We start from the raw sequence: 16,399 nt of genomic DNA, 5'->3' as shown, positions 1-16,399 counted from the left end.
GTTTAGAAGCCCACCTTAAAAGAGAGGGTATATTGTTTCGGAATCGGCATGGCCACCCCACCATTGTTAAAGAACTCAGGGTCGGCTCCATTCAATTTTTTATCGGAATATAAAAGGGCGATATTATTTCCTACCAGGGCCAGTTGCAGGGTGTTAAAGCCCCAGCGCTTTACCAGTGTTTGTGGCAGCATATACGCCAGGGAAACATTCTTAACCCTTATAAAATCGCCTTTTGCCACACGTTCTGTAGAATAGTTATAGGCATTGTATGGATATATCGCATCTACCGTACTGCCATCAGCCTTTAAGATCCGGTTATCCATCGTAAAGCGATCCAGCAATGCCGGGATACTGGTCTTTATCTCATCCCCGGGCATAATCCACCGGTTTACCACGTCTTTCGACATAGAGGACATATCATCATATGTTATGGAATAAGCCGGCTGTAAACGGATATAGTTTCCTGTGGCAAACGTGAACAATGCCGACAACGTGATTCCCTTATACGAGAACTGGTTAAAGAAGCCTCCCGTAAAAACCGGATCTACCGGGCCGTGATACTTCAGGTAATCCACATCGGTGCTTTGCAGGTAAATGTAGGTATCCTTTTTCCCATCGGTTCCTATGAAAGTCGGGTATCCGTATTGATGATCCAGCCCGTCAAACTGTATCGAGTACAATCCCCGCTGTGCATAGCCTTCTTTTGTACCTCCTTCTGCACGTACCATCGTCCAGATATTCGGGTTCACCTCAAGCTTGGTGATCTTATTTTTGTTTATACCAAAGTTGAACTGCGTGCGCCATTTAAAGCCATCCGTTATACTTACAGGGTATCCGCCCAGCGTAAGTTCCACGCCATGCGCCTCCATTTTTCCATAATTTGCCGACTTTGTAAACTGTCCGCCGATGCCGGACGTACGGATCGTGCCGATCAGATCAAAAATATGGCGCTTGTATACATCTAACGTCAGGTCGATCCGGTTTTTGAAAAAGGAGAGATCGGTTCCTACGTTCAGCTCATACAGTTTCTCCCAGGTAAGCTGCGAATTTTCCAAACTGTTGATATAGATCGCCGCTTCTTTTTCTGTTTCATACGGACGATACGTGATTCGGTTGTAGTAAACGGCCGAAGAGTTCGACGCATTTCCCATGCTGGCCACCAGGCCGTAAGTAGCCCTCAAACGGGCGGCCGACAGGATCGGATTGCCCTGATTGAAAAAATCCTCCTGGTCAATATCCCAGGCACCGGAAACGTTCCATGTAGGCAGCCAGCGGGCCACCGTACTACGCCCCATTAAATTAGAACCGTCGTAACGCGCTGTAGCGTTGATACTGTACCGGTCCTTGAGGGAGTAGGCCCCCCGGAACATACCGGCCACAAAACGGTCATATTTATAATCCATGCCAAAGTAAGCATCACCACCTTCGATCATCTTTTTAAAGAAGCGATAGTTGGGATTTACCAGGCCGCCGTTCTCATATTGATACGCTACCCCCATAAAATTGCTGTTCTGCCGGTCGGTGTAACGGATCTCCATAGAACCGAACAGGTTTAACTTATGAATGGTATTAAAAGTAGCATTGTACTCCAGGTTATTCCTCAAATAATAATTCTTGATGCCGTTTTCCGTAAGATTATAGAAACCACCTTCCGGCAAAACCACTACAGGCAATGCATTCGGATTATCCGGATCTTTATACAGCTGATTATTATTATCCGCAACGGATGCGTCTCCATTAGCCCGGAACGATTCTGCCATATTTGATCCCTCCCTAATGTAGTGCTTCCTGCTGGTGGTAGCATAGCGGTAGGATGCATCCAGCGAATAGGTTAACTGGGGAATGATCTTATACCGGATACCTCCCTGCACTTTCAGATCCAGCATGGTCAGTTCCAGGTAATTCTTACTCATTTCATTGATGATATTGAACGGCGCATAATTCAGTACAAAATATTCGAGATCGCCATTCGCATCATAGGGCGTGATCAGCCGGCTTGTATTCAGCGCATAGGAATAAGGGTTAATATCAAAATCTCTTGAATATTTACCATTTACCGGGTCCGATTGACGGGTAAGGGTGCCGGGTGCCCGCTGGTCACGGATAGAAGCATTCGCAATAAATTCAAAACTTAGCTTATTATTCACCCGGAAGTTGTTCCGGAAATTTGCCGTATAGCGTTTTACACGGTCGGCAATGGTTTGACCATTATCATTCATAAAACTGGTGGAAAAGTAGTTTTGCGAACGTGCCGATCCGGAAGTAACACTCAATGAATGTTCCTGTAAAAGAGAATTTTTAAACAACACGTCAAACCAGTCCGTATTTGCGCGGGCATACCGCTGCAAAAAGTTCAGCCGGTCGTCCAGGGTATTTTTGAGCGCAAATGTGCCGGAGTTTTCATCATAATCATACATCTGGTTATACATTTTATAAAAAATGCCCCCGTCCTTACTGCGTGATACCTGGCTGTGGTTGAAAAAGCCTTTGTTCTCCATTTCCAGCAGTACCGACATCTGTTCCGCCGAATTCATAATATCAAACTGGCTGTAGTTTGGCTTTATATACGTGGTGAACGTGGAGGAATAGTTAATATTGGCCTTGCCCTCGGTATTCTTACCTTTTTTTGTGGTTACGACGATCACCCCATTCATCGCCCTTGCACCATAGAGCGCCGTGGCGGCCGCATCTTTTAATATGGTGAATGATTCAATATCATCCGGGTTTAATCCTGCTACGGAAGAACCGATCAATGTATTGGCATCGCCGGTAGATAATGCTTCATTGGAGATGTTTACCACATCTTCGAGGATGATCCCATCCACCACCCACAGGGGTTTGTTATCGCCGGATAATGAAGTAGCACCCCGGATACGGAGTTTTGGCGCTGCACCAAATGTACCGGATACGTTTTGAACAGACACACCTGCCACCTGTCCTTCCAGCATACGCGTAATATCGGGAACACCGCTGCGTTCGGCGTCTTTTGCCAGTAATTTACTGCTGGAGCCTGTAAACAGTTTACGGTCCAGGTTTTGATATCCCGTGGTTACAATCTTTACCTCGTCCATGTCTTTTACCTGCTTTTCGAGGGTTACGGTTACAAAACCGGCCGCGGTAACTTTATGATCCGTTGTTTTAAACCCGGTTGCCGATATTTCCAAAACAGCGCCAATGGCCACGTTACTTAAAGAAAAAGCGCCCTCTTCATTGGTAGTGGTTCCCCTGCTGGTGCCGCGTATGACAACACTGGCGCCTGTGATGGGAGTACCATCCGTACTTTTCACCGTACCCCGTACGTCTACATTACTAACAATGACCGGCGTCTCCGCTACAACGGGAGCCGTACGGCGTGTAATTTCCGTGGTTTCATTTTCGGGCTTCGCCGTAATAAAGATGGTCCGGTTTTCGATGGAGTACTTTAACGGCTGATCATGGAACACACGGTTCAGCAGCTCTGCAAGCGGCATGTCCCGGGCGTTTATGGAAACAGGAACCGCCCGGTCTATCACTTCCTTTTTATAAAGAACGGAATAGCCCGTTTGCTTCTCAATAGTGATAAACAGCTTACGCAATGTTTGCCGCTGCCCATTGAACGTAACGGTTTGGGAATACCCGCTGGCTCCTACTTCCAAACAGGCGATAAAAAGAAGAAAGACCGTCAATTTCATTATAAGAATCGTTTTGAAAATAAGGGGTCGCCGGATGCGACTCCGTGGAGAAAAATTAAAACTCATACATTTGTATCGTTATGGTTATACAATAAGAAACATGATACGCCTATCTGTTCTGTTGGTAATCATTGCTGGCTGTCCCTGGTGGTGCGGGGACAGCATTTTATTTTATAGCTCTTGTACGGGGCAATTCTTATGTCATGGTTTTTTTATATTTAGATTAATAGATAACAAGCGTTTTATTTTCCATCCGGAAACGGATCCCGGAGTCTTTAAAAAATTCCAGCACACGGGATAAATTCACCGCGCGGTTCAGCTTTCCTTCAAACTCTACCCGGGGTACTTTTCCTTCATATTTTACATCGATATCATACCAGCGCGACAGCTGTTGCATGATTTCGGGAAACGGTGTGTTGGAGAAATTAAAATAGCCCATTTTCCAGGCCATTACCTGGTCTATATCGGCATCCTGAACCTGTATGGGAGCGTTGGCGGCAACGATCGACTGCTGGCCGGGGTTTAGTATTTTTTCAGACGGATGCTGATCCGATTGTACCCGTACCTTTCCTTCCAGCAGGGTGGTTTTTACTTCCGCATTATCCGGGTAGCTGTTCACATTAAAATGGGTACCCAGCACCGTTACCTTCTGATGATTACAGGAAACAATGAATGGAGTGCCCGATGATTGTTTGGTTACCTCAAAATAAACTTCTCCGCTGATGCTTACTTCCCGCAACGGGCCGGTAAAAGCAGTGGGGTAGGAAATAGACGAGGCACTGTTTAACCATGCTTTTGATCCATCGGGTAATACCAGTTCGAATTGCTTTCCGCGGGGTGTGGATACCGTATGCCGAACCGGCGCGCCGGCCGCTTGGCCCTCATATTGCAACCGGCCATTCTTCAATACGGCTTCGGCACCACTTCCGTCTTCAATCACATGGCTTCCCAGGCTGTCCAAAGCCACCTGGCGACCGTCCGATAAAGTGAGCATTGCGCCGTTGGTCCCGGGCTTTACATCCTGGAGCGCCACCGGGCTTGCGGCGGAATCCACGGCTTTCTGGTTGCGGCTATACCAAAAAATGGCACTGAAAATAACGAGTATAAAAGCGGCGGCAACCGCTGTCCATTTCATCCAAACCGTTCTGCCGCGGCGTGCAAGAGCCGGCTTTCCGGAACCAGCCAGGATCTGCTCCAGCATCTTTGCCGCTTTTTCCGGCGGAAGGTCTGCAGCATCGCCCGTTTTGTGCCAGGCGGCATGCACCAGTTTACGCAAAACCGGTTGCAGCTCCTCCCGCATAGCATACGAAAAAAGTTCCTGCCGTTCGGCTTCCGTTAAGGTTCCTTCAAGCTGTTTGTGAAATAGCTCGGTCAATCTTCCCGCTGCAGATGTCATTTTTTAATTGGTTGATCTATACTATGACGCGGGAACGGAGGGGAGGGAGTAGTGGTTTCTTAACTTTTTTTAATATTTTAATAATAGCAGGATCAGGAGGCTGTAACGGTTTGCAATTTCTTTACGTAACGTACGCAGTGCCACAGACATATGTTTCTTAACCGTAAGTACGGTGATCCCCATTTTCCGGGCAATTTCTTCATGCCTGAGCCCTGCCTCCCGGCTGAGTAGAAAAACGGAACGTTGCTGGGGGCTTAACTGGTTTACCAGGTCGAGGATCTGCTCCCGCACTTCTTTAAATACCAGCGCATGCTCGGGATGCTGGGGGCTGAACGTATTATCCTTTAGTTCTGCAAGGATCAGCGCTTCTTTTGCCAGGCTGCGAAAGCGGCTGTAGGCATGATTCTGGGCCATCCGGTGGAGATAGGCATTAAAATTTTCGATCTGAACAAGCTTTGTGCGGTCTTTCCATAGCTTTAAAAAGATATCCTGAACGGCATCCTCGGCAACATCTGCCGAGCCGGTAACCCGGAGCAGGAAGGTATAAATCCGGGGCCTGTATGCATCAAATAGCTGCCGGAAAGCATTTTCATTGCCTTCTGCAATCAACTCAAGCCATTCCTGCATATGCACCGTATTCACGTCCAACATTTACAACTAAAGCATGATACTTTGGTTATCATTATTTTAAACACGATCTGCAAAGGGTATACCCATGTAAAAAAATACCGACCGGTTTTTTGTTATCTTTTTAAAAAGTTAAGATAGCTTTTTTTTATAAAAACCGGCCCTCTTTTATTGCTGGGTATCGGTTTTCCGGCAGGCCGGCTACAGAAGCTGCAGCGGCTTTTTCTGTAACTGGTCAGCCGGCACGGCAGACAGGGACACTGCCCGTGAACCCGGTGCCCGAAACATTTTGCGTTGTATCTTTGTTTCAATAATAAACGTCGCCATGAAATATGTACCGGTATTATTGATTACCATCAGCCTGTTATTTCAGCATTGCGGCTATTCCCAATCCAAACCCGGCTCCAAACCGGATTCAATAAATATGAAAAAAGATAACAACCCCGTATACTCCCGTTCCGATAGCTCGAAGATCAACCTGACCGAAGACGAATGGAAAAAAATACTGCCGGCAGAAGTATATTATATCGCCCGGCAAAAAGGAACCGAGCGTCCCTGGACCAGCAAATATGAAACGTCCAAAGAAATTGGCACCTACTATTGTGCGGCCTGCGGCAACCCGTTATTTAAAAGCGATACCAAGTTTGAAAGCGGATGCGGCTGGCCCAGCTTTTATGAACCCATCAGCAAAACCAGTGTGATTTACCTGGAAGACCGCTCTCATGGTATGGTTCGAACCGAGGTAGAATGCGGACGCTGCAAAGCGCACCTGGGACATGTTTTTGAAGACGGCCCTCCTCCTACAGGCCTGCGTTATTGCATTAACGGGGTGATCCTGGATTTTGAAAAAGCCCAAAAAGCGGCGGCGGAGTATAAAAAGCAATAATACGCCTATGCAGTTCCGCACAAAGTTTACTTTATACAAACGATCAACCACAACAGGTTAGTAACTATTTTTGTATGCAAAACGCATACACATGAAGTTTATCAGAGGCATCCTCCTGTTCCTGGTTTTTGTGGTGATCTCATTATTTGCCCTTTCTTTTTTTGCACCGGATAAACAGGAGGTGGTAAAATCGGTTGTGATCCAGGCACCGGTAAAAAAAGTGTATGACCAGATGGTGCTGCTGCAAAATTTCAATAACTGGTCCGTTTGGGGCCAATCCGATTCCACCATCCGTTATACCACGAATCAACTGCCGGACGGCCAGGTGGGCACTACGGTTATGTGGGAAGGAAATGCACTGCTGTCCGGGAAAGGGAAAATTGCGTTAACCGGCCTCCTCCCCGAAAAACAGATCACCCACCACATCAGCCTGCTGGAGCCACAGAAATTTGAGGCCGATTCCCGGTTCGATCTAAAACAGCAGGATGCTCATACGACGGTGGTTACCTGGACCTTTACCCTTCCTTCAAAAAAGCCGTGGAATGTGTTCAATATATTTTACAGTTTGGAAAAAGAAAAAGGTGCTGAGTTTGAAAGAGGACTGCAGGCCCTGAAGCTGATCATTGAAAAATCGCCGATCAGGGACCGGAATGCCCCCCAGGTTACCACGGGTTATTTTCAGCTTACCAATTATGTGGCCATTAAACAACGGGTGCTTTGGGCAGACCTTCCCAGTTTTTTTACCACGCATTTTCACCACCTGGAACATTATACGCTGAAAGACAGCGTCACCTCGCCGCTGCGCGTGGGTCTTTTCTATAAAACGGATCAAAAAGAATTGCAGAGCGATGTAGCAGCCGCAGTTGAAATCCCTGCCGGTTTTCATCCCCAGCTGCAAACACCCGAAGAACGGATCAGCCTGCCCGCATCCAAAACCGTTGAAGCGCCTTTTAAAGGCGACCAGGCCATAAAAGACCTGGCCTATAAAGCCCTCGACAATTATGTAGCGACCAAACAGCTCAAAGTAAAAACGCCGGTTATAGAGCAGTATAACAGTAAGGACTCAACCACGCGGATCATTTACCTGGTAGATTGAAGGGGCTCCATTCTGGAGCCATTAATGAGCATTTTACATTATCGAATTGATCAATAAGCATATTATTTCTCCGGAAAGCCAAACCGGTACTTACCCGATCCGGTTTCGATTTTCAGATATCCGTCCTCGGATCCAAGTGTTTTGATCTCCTTTATTGAAGACAGCGGTTTACCGGATTCTGTAACACCCGCAGCATCTTTAACCGGAAGATAGACCGTTGCCCTGGTATTGGCGGGCACCTCTATATCCATTGTAATTTTACCATCGGCTATTGCCCAGCCGGCCTTTGTAAGACCATAATAGGTTTTTAAAGAAGCTGCTGCATGCGTGAAATGTCCTCCGATATAGGGTTTCACTTTTATATGTTTATAGCCAACACCGTCCTCTTCGGTATCCAATCCCACCATTTTCCGGTACATCCAGTCGCCAATAGCCCCGTATGCATAATGATTATAGGAGTTCATAGAGGGGGTTTGAAAACTGCCATCCGGCTTGATGCCATCCCAGCGCTCCCAGATGGTAGTGGCGCCCATCTTTACCGGGTATAACCAGGAAGGATAGGTTTCCTGCAACAGCAGGTTATACGCCATATCCGTATAACCAAAGCGGGTGAGTACATGACAGAGGTAGGGCGTTCCCAAAAATCCGGTCGTGAGGTGGTTGTTATAACTTTTGATATTTTCCACCAACCGTTCTGCCGCCTGTTTCCTCAGTGCCTCGGGCAGCATATCAAAATGAAGCGCCAGCACATACGCGGTTTGCGTACTGGATACCAACCTGCCGGAAGGTGTCAGGTATTCCTTTACAAAGGCGGCTTTTATGTTCTGTAATAATTGCGTATAAACAGCGGCATCGGCAGTATTGCCTAACACCGTGGCTGCATTGGCCAGCAGCTGCACGGAATGCGCATAAAAACACTGTGCGATCAGGTACTTATCGGTTACTGCAGACCGGCCATCGTTATCATCACCGGGACGATAAAACAACCAGTCTCCAAAGTGGAAACCCGTGTTCCAAAGATCGTTCCTGCTGGTTTTACGAATGCTTTCCACATAATGCTTCATACTGCTGTACTGCGCCGCCAGCGTGCGTTTATCACCATAAGCCAGGTATAGCTGCCAGGGAACAATGGTAGCCACATCGGCCCAGCCGGCACTGTTGGCATTATTGCCCAGTACATTGGGGATCACATGCGGCACCCGGCCATCGATCTGGTCGGCTTCGAGATCTTTCAGCCATTTTGTAAAAAAATTATTTACCCCCATATTAAAGGAAGCCGTACGGAAGAAGGCCTGCGCATCGCCCGTCCAGCCCAACCGCTCGTCGCGTTGCGGACAGTCCGTAGGCACATCTAAAAAGTTTCCTTTCTGCCCCCATTGGATATTGTGCTGCAGCTGGTTGATCAGCTGATTGGAGGTGGTAAAGGTTCCGGTTGGCTCCATATCGGAGTAAAATGCAACGGCCTCAAAATTTTCGGGCGTCACTGTACCCGGGTAGCCTTCTACTTTTACATACCGGAATCCCTGCCAGGTAAAATGCGGATGAAAGGTTTCCGTTGCTCCGCCTTTCAGCACATAAATATTCTGAGCCTTTGCGGCTCTCAGGTTTTCTGTATAAAAATTGCCGGCCTTGGTTAATACCTCTGCATGCAGCAGTTTTATAGAATCCCCGGCATTTCCCTTTGCCTTTACACGTACCCAGCCAACCAGGTTTTGCCCAAAATCCAGCACGGTTTCACCGGCAGGCGTTTTCAGGATCTTTACGGGTTTGAATACTTCGTGCGCAGTAATCGTTTCATTATAAGTAGCCAGCAGATTTGCATTGTCGAAGGAAGCCGTTTTTACAGCACTCCAGCCGGCATCGTTGTACCCTGCCTGCGTCCACCCGGTTTTGTCTTTACGAGCATCAATGGTTTCCCCGTTATAGATTTCCGAATAGGTAATGGCGCCGGTTGAGGATTTCCAGGAGCCGTCGGAAACTATTACTTCTTTTGTGCCATCCGTATAATCGATTTGAAGCTGCAGCAATAATGCAATGTCCTTTCCATAAAAGTTGTTATGGTTTGTATAGCCGATGGTACCGCGATACCAGCCACTGCCCAGGGTAACAGCCAATGCATTGCGGCCTTGCTGTAGCAGGCTCGTAACATCATAGGTCTGGTATTGCAGTCTTTTTTTGTAGGAGGTCCAGCCCGGCGTAAAATGAGCATCGCCTACGCGGTTTCCATTAAACGCTGCTTCATACATCCCGTGTGCGGTAATATACGCCGTGGCCCGGGCAATTTTTTTTGCAATGCTGAATTCCCGGCGCATCATCGGGCTGGGCCGCATGGTGGCGTCTTCCTCATAACCCGGGGTGATCCAGCTCGCCTGCCAGTCGGATGGCTGCAAAAGCGCCATTTGAAAGCCGGCGGGATGGCTCCACGCAGAGGGTTTTCCACTATTGTCCCAAGCCCTTACCTGCCATTGATATTTTTCACCACTTTGTAATGCCGCACCTTTATATGCAACGTGCACGGAAGAGTCGGAGAATACTTTCCCGCTGCTCCATACATTGTTTTTATGATGTACTACCCGGATCTCGTAGGCAGTTTGCACCACATTCCGTTTGCCACTTTCCAGCTGCCAGCTAAAGCGGGGCTGTAATACATCCAGTCCAAGGGGGTCGATCCTGTTTTCTGTACGTAAGTTCTTTACTTCAGACTGCGCCGTTGCAGTAAGCGCACAGGCACAGGCACAGGCACTAACGGCAAGCACCAGCAATTTTTTATTCATGAGCAAGCTTTGTAATTGTTTATCAATAACATCGTTGCTCCGAAAATACAATGAAATGACTGGTGAACTGTCCTGCACAGTCCTGAAACCGGGCTTATTGTTCAGGTGCCGGGGAAGTATTTAATATTTCCCAGAGCTTATCCTTTAATTCCGTGAGGCCCTGTTGCGCTACGGAAGAGATAAACAGGTGGGGAATATGATCCGGCATTTCGGCACTGATGGCCGCTTTGAGCTCATCATCCAGCATATCGCTTTTTGAAATAGCGATTAAGAATTGTTTATGTAAAAGTTCTGGATTGTATTGCTCCAGCTCATTCATCAATATATCGAACTCCTTGCGGTGATCGGCACTGTCGGCTGGAATTAAAAACAGCAACACGGGGTTACGCTCAATATGCCGCAGGAAGCGATGTCCCAGTCCACGGCCTTCCGCAGCCCCTTCAATGATTCCGGGCATATCGGCCATGCAAAAGCTACGGCCGTCGCGGTATTCCACAATACCCAGGTTGGGGGTAATGGTTGTAAAGGCATAGTTGCCGATCTTGGGTTTTGCCGCGGTGATCACCGAAAGCAGGGTCGACTTCCCGGCATTGGGAAAGCCCACCAAACCTACATCCGCCAGTACTTTCAGCTCCAGTACTTTCCAGCCTTCAAGTCCGGGTAACCCGGGCTGCGCATAATCCGGTGCCTGGTTTGTAGGTGTGGCAAAATTGGCATTTCCCAGCCCGCCTTTACCACCAGGCATCCAGATGATCTCCTGGCCATCTTCCAGGATCTCCACTTCTTTTTCGCCGGTTTCCTCATCCATGGCGATGGTACCCAGCGGCACTTCGATGATTACATCTTTTCCGCTGCGGCCGGTGCAATTATTATGCCCGCCGTTTTCGCCATTCTCTGCCAGTATATTTTTATAATAGCGCAAATGCAAAAGGGTCCACAGGTTGCGGTTTCCCTTTAAAATAATATGGGCACCTCTTCCACCGTCGCCCCCGTCCGGGCCGCCTTTGGAAGTAAATTTATCCCGCAAAAAATGCTTGATGCCCGCACCGCCATGTCCGCTGCGGCAAAATATCCGTATCTGGTCTACAAAATTGCTCTTTTCCATTATTCTGTAAACAAAGATAACTGCATTCCCTTAGAAGTCGGGAATCAAAATAGATACCGGAAATCAAAAACGGCCGGATGGTGCGTTGTAATCACCTGCGGATAGCCGTTTCAACCTGTCTCTTTAAACGAGCGGCCTTTATCGTTTAGGCTTCCCCTTTTTCGCTTCGCGATCAAACCGTATATTCTCCCGTACCTGTTGCCAGTATTGAGGTCCGTAGGATACAAAGATTTCGCTGCCGGCAGGAATATCGGTTTTGGCTACCAGGAATACCCGGTTACCCTCTTCCACATACTCTGCATTGTTCCGGATGCCCTTTACGCGTTTCAGGCCTGCAGCGTCGTTGGCATAGCGCCCAAAAGATTTTGGATGCTTGCTGGCATCAATAACCGCATCATCATTAATATGAAATATATACCCGTTATCGGCATCATCTTCTACCTGTTTCCAGGTCAGCAGATCTCCGGTATATTCGGTAACAATTTCCTTTTTTGCTATGGCAACTTTTGCAAACAATCCCTTACCGGCATTGGGAAGGGTAGAAGTTTTCACAAATAAACGCTTCGACGATGGCATGTAAAAAAATTAAGCGGAGCGAATATATCACAAATCATTGCGAAAGTATAAAACAAGGGAAAAATTATTTTCCGAACGGGTTATGCTTCGCAGAGGTGGCTCTCACAGATGCCACGGATTGGCACAGACGGATATTTTATTCAGCGCCCATTCCAACTCATCTGTGCACATCCACAAAATCTGTGAGCAGCCCTCGTATAAACTTCCTGCTTACCTCGCGCTTTTTGCTTACCTTCACGGCCATACGGGGTGCCTTTTCCGCCGGTGGCGGAATGAAATCAAGGCTGAGAATATACCCATTGGATCGGTCAACTGCCGGTCCAGGAACCTGATCCGGGTAATGCCGGCGTAGGAAACAGCAGCTTTCAGCCTGCCCCTGTATTTTATTTTTAGTTATGGCAAACTGGATCAGTGTGTTTATTGAACAGATCAGGAACACAAGTCTTCTTGAATGGCTGGGTGCAGGTTTTGGCGCCACAGAAGTGTTGCTGGCAAAAGCCAATAAGGTATGGCTGTACCCGGCGGGTATTCTTTCTGTCCTCATCAGCATTTATATATTTATTACAGAGGGGTTGTATGCGGAAAGTGCATTAAACCTGTATTACCTGGTCATGAGCATTTATGGATGGTGGTTCTGGGTGTTCAAACGATCGGTGGTACCGCTGCCGGTTACCAGGGCTACTAAAAAAGAATGGCAGACCACCCTTTGGATCGCATTGGGCGGATTCATTGTGCTTTATTTCGTGCTCCGGTACCTTACAGATTCTACCGTACCTGTGATGGATGCATTTGTAAGCGCCACGGCCTGGGCAGGAATGTGGTTGCTGGCAAAACGGAAACTGGAAAACTGGATCCTGCTCAATATCAGTAACGCAGTGGCCATTCCGCTGTTGTTTTACAAACAGCTTCCGCTATATGCCCTATTAACCCTCTTCTTATTTATCGTTGCGATCTTCGGCTTTTTAGAGTGGAAACGCACCCTTGAAAAAATTGAATCATGATGGATGAACAAACCGCCGGACAATTGGCGCATTTTATACAGGAAGCCGACCGGCAGGCCCTTCTTACGCCCGAACAATTAGATATCATTTACCGGGAAAAATGGTTCCGGCTTTTTGTTCCCCGGTCACAAAACGGACTGGAGCTCAGTCTGCCTGAAGGACTAAGAATTGAAGAGACCCTGGCAAAAATCGACGGCAGCCTGGGCTGGACAGTTACGCTTTGCAGCGGCGCCACGCAATTTACCGGGTACCTGCCGCCTTCTCTTACCGATACCATTTTTAAAGATCCGGCCGTTTGCTTTGGAGGCAGCGGGGCATTAACGGGCGTTGCAAAGGAAACTTCAGACGGATATATTATAAATGGTTCCTGGAAATATGCCACGGGCGCACCTTATTGCACCCATTTTACCGCAAACTGTACCATTGAAAAGGACGGACAACCACTCACCGATGAAATAGGGGCCCCGGTTTACCGGTCTTTTTTATTTACCAGGGAGGAAGTATCTGTTCAGAAAGACTGGGATACTATGGGACTAAGAGCTACCGCCAGTGAACGTTTTAGTGTAACGGACGTATGGGTTCCGCGGGAACGGAGTTTTACGATCCACCCCTCGGCGGCCACATTACCGGGGATCGTTTACCAGTACCCCTTCCTGCAATTTGCCGAAGCCACCCTGGCCGTTAACAGCCTGGGAATGGCCCTGCATTTTTTAGAGGCTGTAGAAAAATGGATGCAACCCAAACTCCTTCAGGAGGGGCGGCTTGCCGCTTCTGTGAACCAGGTCCGCCAAAAATGGGAGCAGTCCGGTCACTATCTGCAAACACTGCGCAGCCGCTTTTATACTGTTGTTGATGATTCCTGGGAGCACTTGTCAAAGCAGGGAACAGTTCCGGAGGAACTGTTGGCAAAGGTTTCTCGGCAAAGCCGGTTACTGGCATTGTTTTCAAGGAAAATGGTCGCAACCCTGTATCCTTACTGCGGCGTAAATGCCACTCAAAACGGTACAGAGCTCAACCAGGTGTTCCGTGATATGTTTACTGCAAGTCAGCACCTGTTACTGAATGCCCCGGTGTAACATAAAAAGGCTCCTTGCGGAGCCTTTCAATAGTATTAAAGGACGGTTGTTCTAACGGAGCTTAAGACGCGGACTGCAGATTGTTCGGACTGGCCTGCTTTTTAAGGTTTGCAAGGCCATCTTTTACTTTGTTTCCCAGGTCGGACACCTTAGCTTTTACAGTTGACTTTTGTTCCGGGGTCATTTTATACCAGGCGGCTGCAGCGGCCAGGCCCAGGGCCAGAAGCCCGTTTCTTGTATTCTTGTTCATGTTCGAATATGTTTTATACAGTTAATGAATACTTACTCTTCTCAAAAAATTATGCCATAGTTCCGGAACAAGATGCCCACAGCAGCAAATTGCTGTTAAAATATGGAACTTTTTTAAAAGTTGCTTGTTTTAATAGTGTCCGGGCCCCGCCCCGGAAAACCAAATTTTACCCCATGATGAATTTTCAGGAATACTTGGATGTTGTAAATACCATCCTGGCAGCGGAGAAACCGGCTCCGCCTTATGATAACGCCGACTACTTTCAATATACAAAAATGAATGGCTCGCGCATGAACCGCTGGCTCAAGGAAAACCCGGTTACCGAAGAAACAAAGGCCATTGTAGCTGCTATCACCCGGAAGCAACACTGGGTGGTGATCACCGAACCCTGGTGCGGAGATGCCGCCCATATTGTGCCCATTCTTTACCTGATGAGCCGGTTAAATGAACACATCGACTTTAAGCTGCAGTTAAGAGATTCGGGTTCCGAGATTGAAAAATACCTGACCAACGGCACCCGGTCCATTCCTGTTTTGATCGTACGCGACGAAAACGGCAACGACCTGTTTCACTGGGGCCCCAGGCCTGCCGCAGCAAAAGCGGTATATGATGCCTTAAAAGAGAAAAAAGCCGGTTTTGAGGAAACGAAAATCGCACTTCAGCAGGTTTATAACAGCGATAAGAGCAACGGTATCCAACAGGAAGTAGGCGCTTTACTGGCAGCCCATCGCTAACCGACCCAACGCGGATCTTTCCTTTATTATTACATTTGTGGCATGAATTTCCTGGCACATGCATACCTTTCATTCCATAACCCGGATGTTCTTGTAGGCAATATGATCAGCGATTTTGTGAAAGGAAACCGCCCGCAGGACTATGCTCCGGGCATTCAGGCCGGTATCCGGCTGCACCGGGAAATTGATACATTTACCGATAGCCACCCGGCCACTCTTGCCGCCAAACAGGTTTTCCGGAGCGAATACCGGTTGTACAGCGGTGCCTTCATGGATGTTGTATATGATTATTTTCTCGCAAACGACACCCGGGAGTTTCCCCCCGGGTCTCTTGAGATCTTTGCACGGGATACCTATCAAACCCTGGATAACTATTTTGAACAGCTGCCGGAGGCCTTCCGGCAATTGTTTTACTATATGAAACAGCAAAACTGGTTATTCAACTACCGGGAACCCCAGGGTATTTACAAAAGCTTTGCCGGGCTGGTACGCCGGGCAAAATATTTAAATAACAGCCAGCCGGCCGAAAAAATATTTGCCGCCAACGTTAAACGTTTGGAGGAAAACTACCGTCTGTTTTGGACAGACCTGAAACCCTTTGCACAGGAACAATTTAAAAAGCTGATAAATTAAAATGCGATCCGTTATGATAAAATATGTATTAATGGCTGCAATGAGCTTCTTTTTTCATATAGCCGCCAACAGCCAATCCTGGATACCGGTTGATAAATCGCCTATGGACCAGATCTATTTCCCGGTTGATTATCCCTCAAAAAAAATCAGGGGTACCAGTGAGCCCCTGCGTATGCGGGTTATTTACAGCCGGCCCGCAAAAAACAACCGTAAGATATTTAATTCCGACATTGTGCCGTATGGCAAGGTTTGGCGCCTGGGAGCCAACGAGGCAACGGAGATCCAGTTTTTTACCCCTGCGGTAATCGGTGGCAAAAAAGTACCCGCCGGCCGGTATACCGTTTATTGCATCCCTACCGAAAAGGAATGGACCTTTATCCTTAACAAGGATACGGATGCCTGGGGCGCTTTTAACTATGATGCAACAAAAGATGTGGTTCGAGTGTCTGCACCCGTGGAAGAATTGAAGGATCCGATAGAATTCCTGACCATTGATTTTGAAAAAAGCGGATCAACCGTTAACTTGGCCATTGAATGGGATCAGAAGAAAGCGTCCCTGCCTATTAATTTTTAA

General features: G+C 47.7%; 14 protein-coding genes. 7 read left to right on the top strand and 7 right to left on the bottom strand.

What is annotated here, in order from left to right:
* Nucleotides 1–2 precede the first annotated feature (2 nt).
* From LQ567_RS17660 to LQ567_RS17650, 3 genes are all read right to left on the bottom strand, one after another.
* Nucleotides 3–3,671, bottom strand: coding sequence for a SusC/RagA family TonB-linked outer membrane protein (locus tag LQ567_RS17660; RefSeq protein ID WP_231006765.1), 3,669 nt, complete (start codon nucleotides 3,669–3,671; stop codon nucleotides 3–5).
* Between the two features lie 223 nt (nucleotides 3,672–3,894).
* A complete protein-coding gene (locus tag LQ567_RS17655; RefSeq protein WP_231006756.1) occupies nucleotides 3,895–5,067 on the bottom strand; it encodes a FecR family protein in 1,173 nt (390 codons plus the stop codon).
* A 69-nt stretch (nucleotides 5,068–5,136) separates the two neighbouring features.
* Nucleotides 5,137–5,694 (bottom strand): RNA polymerase sigma-70 factor, encoded by a 558-nt coding sequence (locus LQ567_RS17650; RefSeq protein WP_231006755.1) that lies wholly within the window; start codon nucleotides 5,692–5,694, stop codon nucleotides 5,137–5,139.
* 325 nt (nucleotides 5,695–6,019) lie between these two features.
* Here LQ567_RS17650 and msrB point away from each other — a divergent pair, with 325 nt between their 5' ends.
* Both msrB and LQ567_RS17640 read left to right on the top strand, forming a co-directional pair.
* Nucleotides 6,020–6,580: a peptide-methionine (R)-S-oxide reductase MsrB gene (gene msrB / locus LQ567_RS17645; protein WP_231006747.1), complete on the top strand. Its 561-nt coding sequence runs from the start codon at nucleotides 6,020–6,022 to the stop codon at nucleotides 6,578–6,580.
* 91 nt (nucleotides 6,581–6,671) lie between these two features.
* Complete coding sequence (locus tag LQ567_RS17640) at nucleotides 6,672–7,676, top strand: SRPBCC family protein (protein ID WP_231006739.1); 1,005 nt, start codon at nucleotides 6,672–6,674, stop codon at nucleotides 7,674–7,676.
* Between the two features lie 62 nt (nucleotides 7,677–7,738).
* Here LQ567_RS17640 and LQ567_RS17635 read toward each other — a convergent pair whose 3' ends face one another.
* From LQ567_RS17635 to LQ567_RS17625, 3 genes are all read right to left on the bottom strand, one after another.
* On the bottom strand, nucleotides 7,739–10,450 hold the full coding sequence (locus LQ567_RS17635) for an alpha-L-rhamnosidase (RefSeq protein WP_231006737.1): 2,712 nt from the start codon (nucleotides 10,448–10,450) through the stop codon (nucleotides 7,739–7,741).
* 94 nt (nucleotides 10,451–10,544) lie between these two features.
* On the bottom strand, nucleotides 10,545–11,555 hold the full coding sequence (obgE, locus tag LQ567_RS17630) for a GTPase ObgE (protein WP_231006730.1): 1,011 nt from the start codon (nucleotides 11,553–11,555) through the stop codon (nucleotides 10,545–10,547).
* A 138-nt stretch (nucleotides 11,556–11,693) separates the two neighbouring features.
* Complete coding sequence (locus tag LQ567_RS17625) at nucleotides 11,694–12,131, bottom strand: SET domain-containing protein (RefSeq protein ID WP_231006725.1); 438 nt, start codon at nucleotides 12,129–12,131, stop codon at nucleotides 11,694–11,696.
* A gap of 395 nt (nucleotides 12,132–12,526) precedes the next feature.
* Between LQ567_RS17625 and pnuC the strand changes: the two genes are divergently transcribed.
* Both pnuC and LQ567_RS17615 read left to right on the top strand, forming a co-directional pair.
* A complete protein-coding gene (gene pnuC, locus LQ567_RS17620) occupies nucleotides 12,527–13,132 on the top strand; it encodes a nicotinamide riboside transporter PnuC (RefSeq protein ID WP_231006724.1) in 606 nt (201 codons plus the stop codon).
* On the top strand, nucleotides 13,129–14,208 hold the full coding sequence (locus LQ567_RS17615; protein ID WP_231006723.1) for an acyl-CoA dehydrogenase family protein: 1,080 nt from the start codon (nucleotides 13,129–13,131) through the stop codon (nucleotides 14,206–14,208). Before pnuC ends, LQ567_RS17615 begins: the two co-directional genes overlap by 4 nt.
* A 61-nt stretch (nucleotides 14,209–14,269) precedes the next feature.
* Here the strand turns inward: LQ567_RS17615 and LQ567_RS17610 are convergent, their stop codons facing one another.
* Nucleotides 14,270–14,458: a hypothetical protein gene (locus LQ567_RS17610; RefSeq protein ID WP_231006722.1), complete on the bottom strand. Its 189-nt coding sequence runs from the start codon at nucleotides 14,456–14,458 to the stop codon at nucleotides 14,270–14,272.
* Between the two features lie 173 nt (nucleotides 14,459–14,631).
* Here LQ567_RS17610 and LQ567_RS17605 point away from each other — a divergent pair, with 173 nt between their 5' ends.
* Genes LQ567_RS17605 through LQ567_RS17595 form a run of 3 tightly spaced genes read left to right on the top strand, consistent with a single transcriptional unit; the run spans nucleotide 14,632 to nucleotide 16,399 of the window.
* Nucleotides 14,632–15,192, top strand: a complete 561-nt coding sequence (locus LQ567_RS17605; RefSeq protein ID WP_231006721.1) for a thioredoxin family protein — start codon at nucleotides 14,632–14,634, stop codon at nucleotides 15,190–15,192.
* Nucleotides 15,193–15,234: 42 nt separating this feature from the next.
* Nucleotides 15,235–15,825, top strand: coding sequence for an acyl carrier protein phosphodiesterase (locus LQ567_RS17600; protein WP_231006720.1), 591 nt, complete (start codon nucleotides 15,235–15,237; stop codon nucleotides 15,823–15,825).
* A 13-nt stretch (nucleotides 15,826–15,838) separates the two neighbouring features.
* The gene (locus LQ567_RS17595; protein WP_231006719.1) at nucleotides 15,839–16,399 is read left to right on the top strand and encodes a DUF2911 domain-containing protein; all 561 of its coding nucleotides are present in this window, start codon (nucleotides 15,839–15,841) and stop codon (nucleotides 16,397–16,399) included.

Source organism: Niabella pedocola, assembly GCF_021044425.1.
Classification (GTDB): domain Bacteria; phylum Bacteroidota; class Bacteroidia; order Chitinophagales; family Chitinophagaceae; genus Niabella; species Niabella pedocola.
The sequence above is the reverse complement of the archived record's forward strand: the minus strand, read 5'-3'. Positions and strand labels throughout refer to the sequence as shown.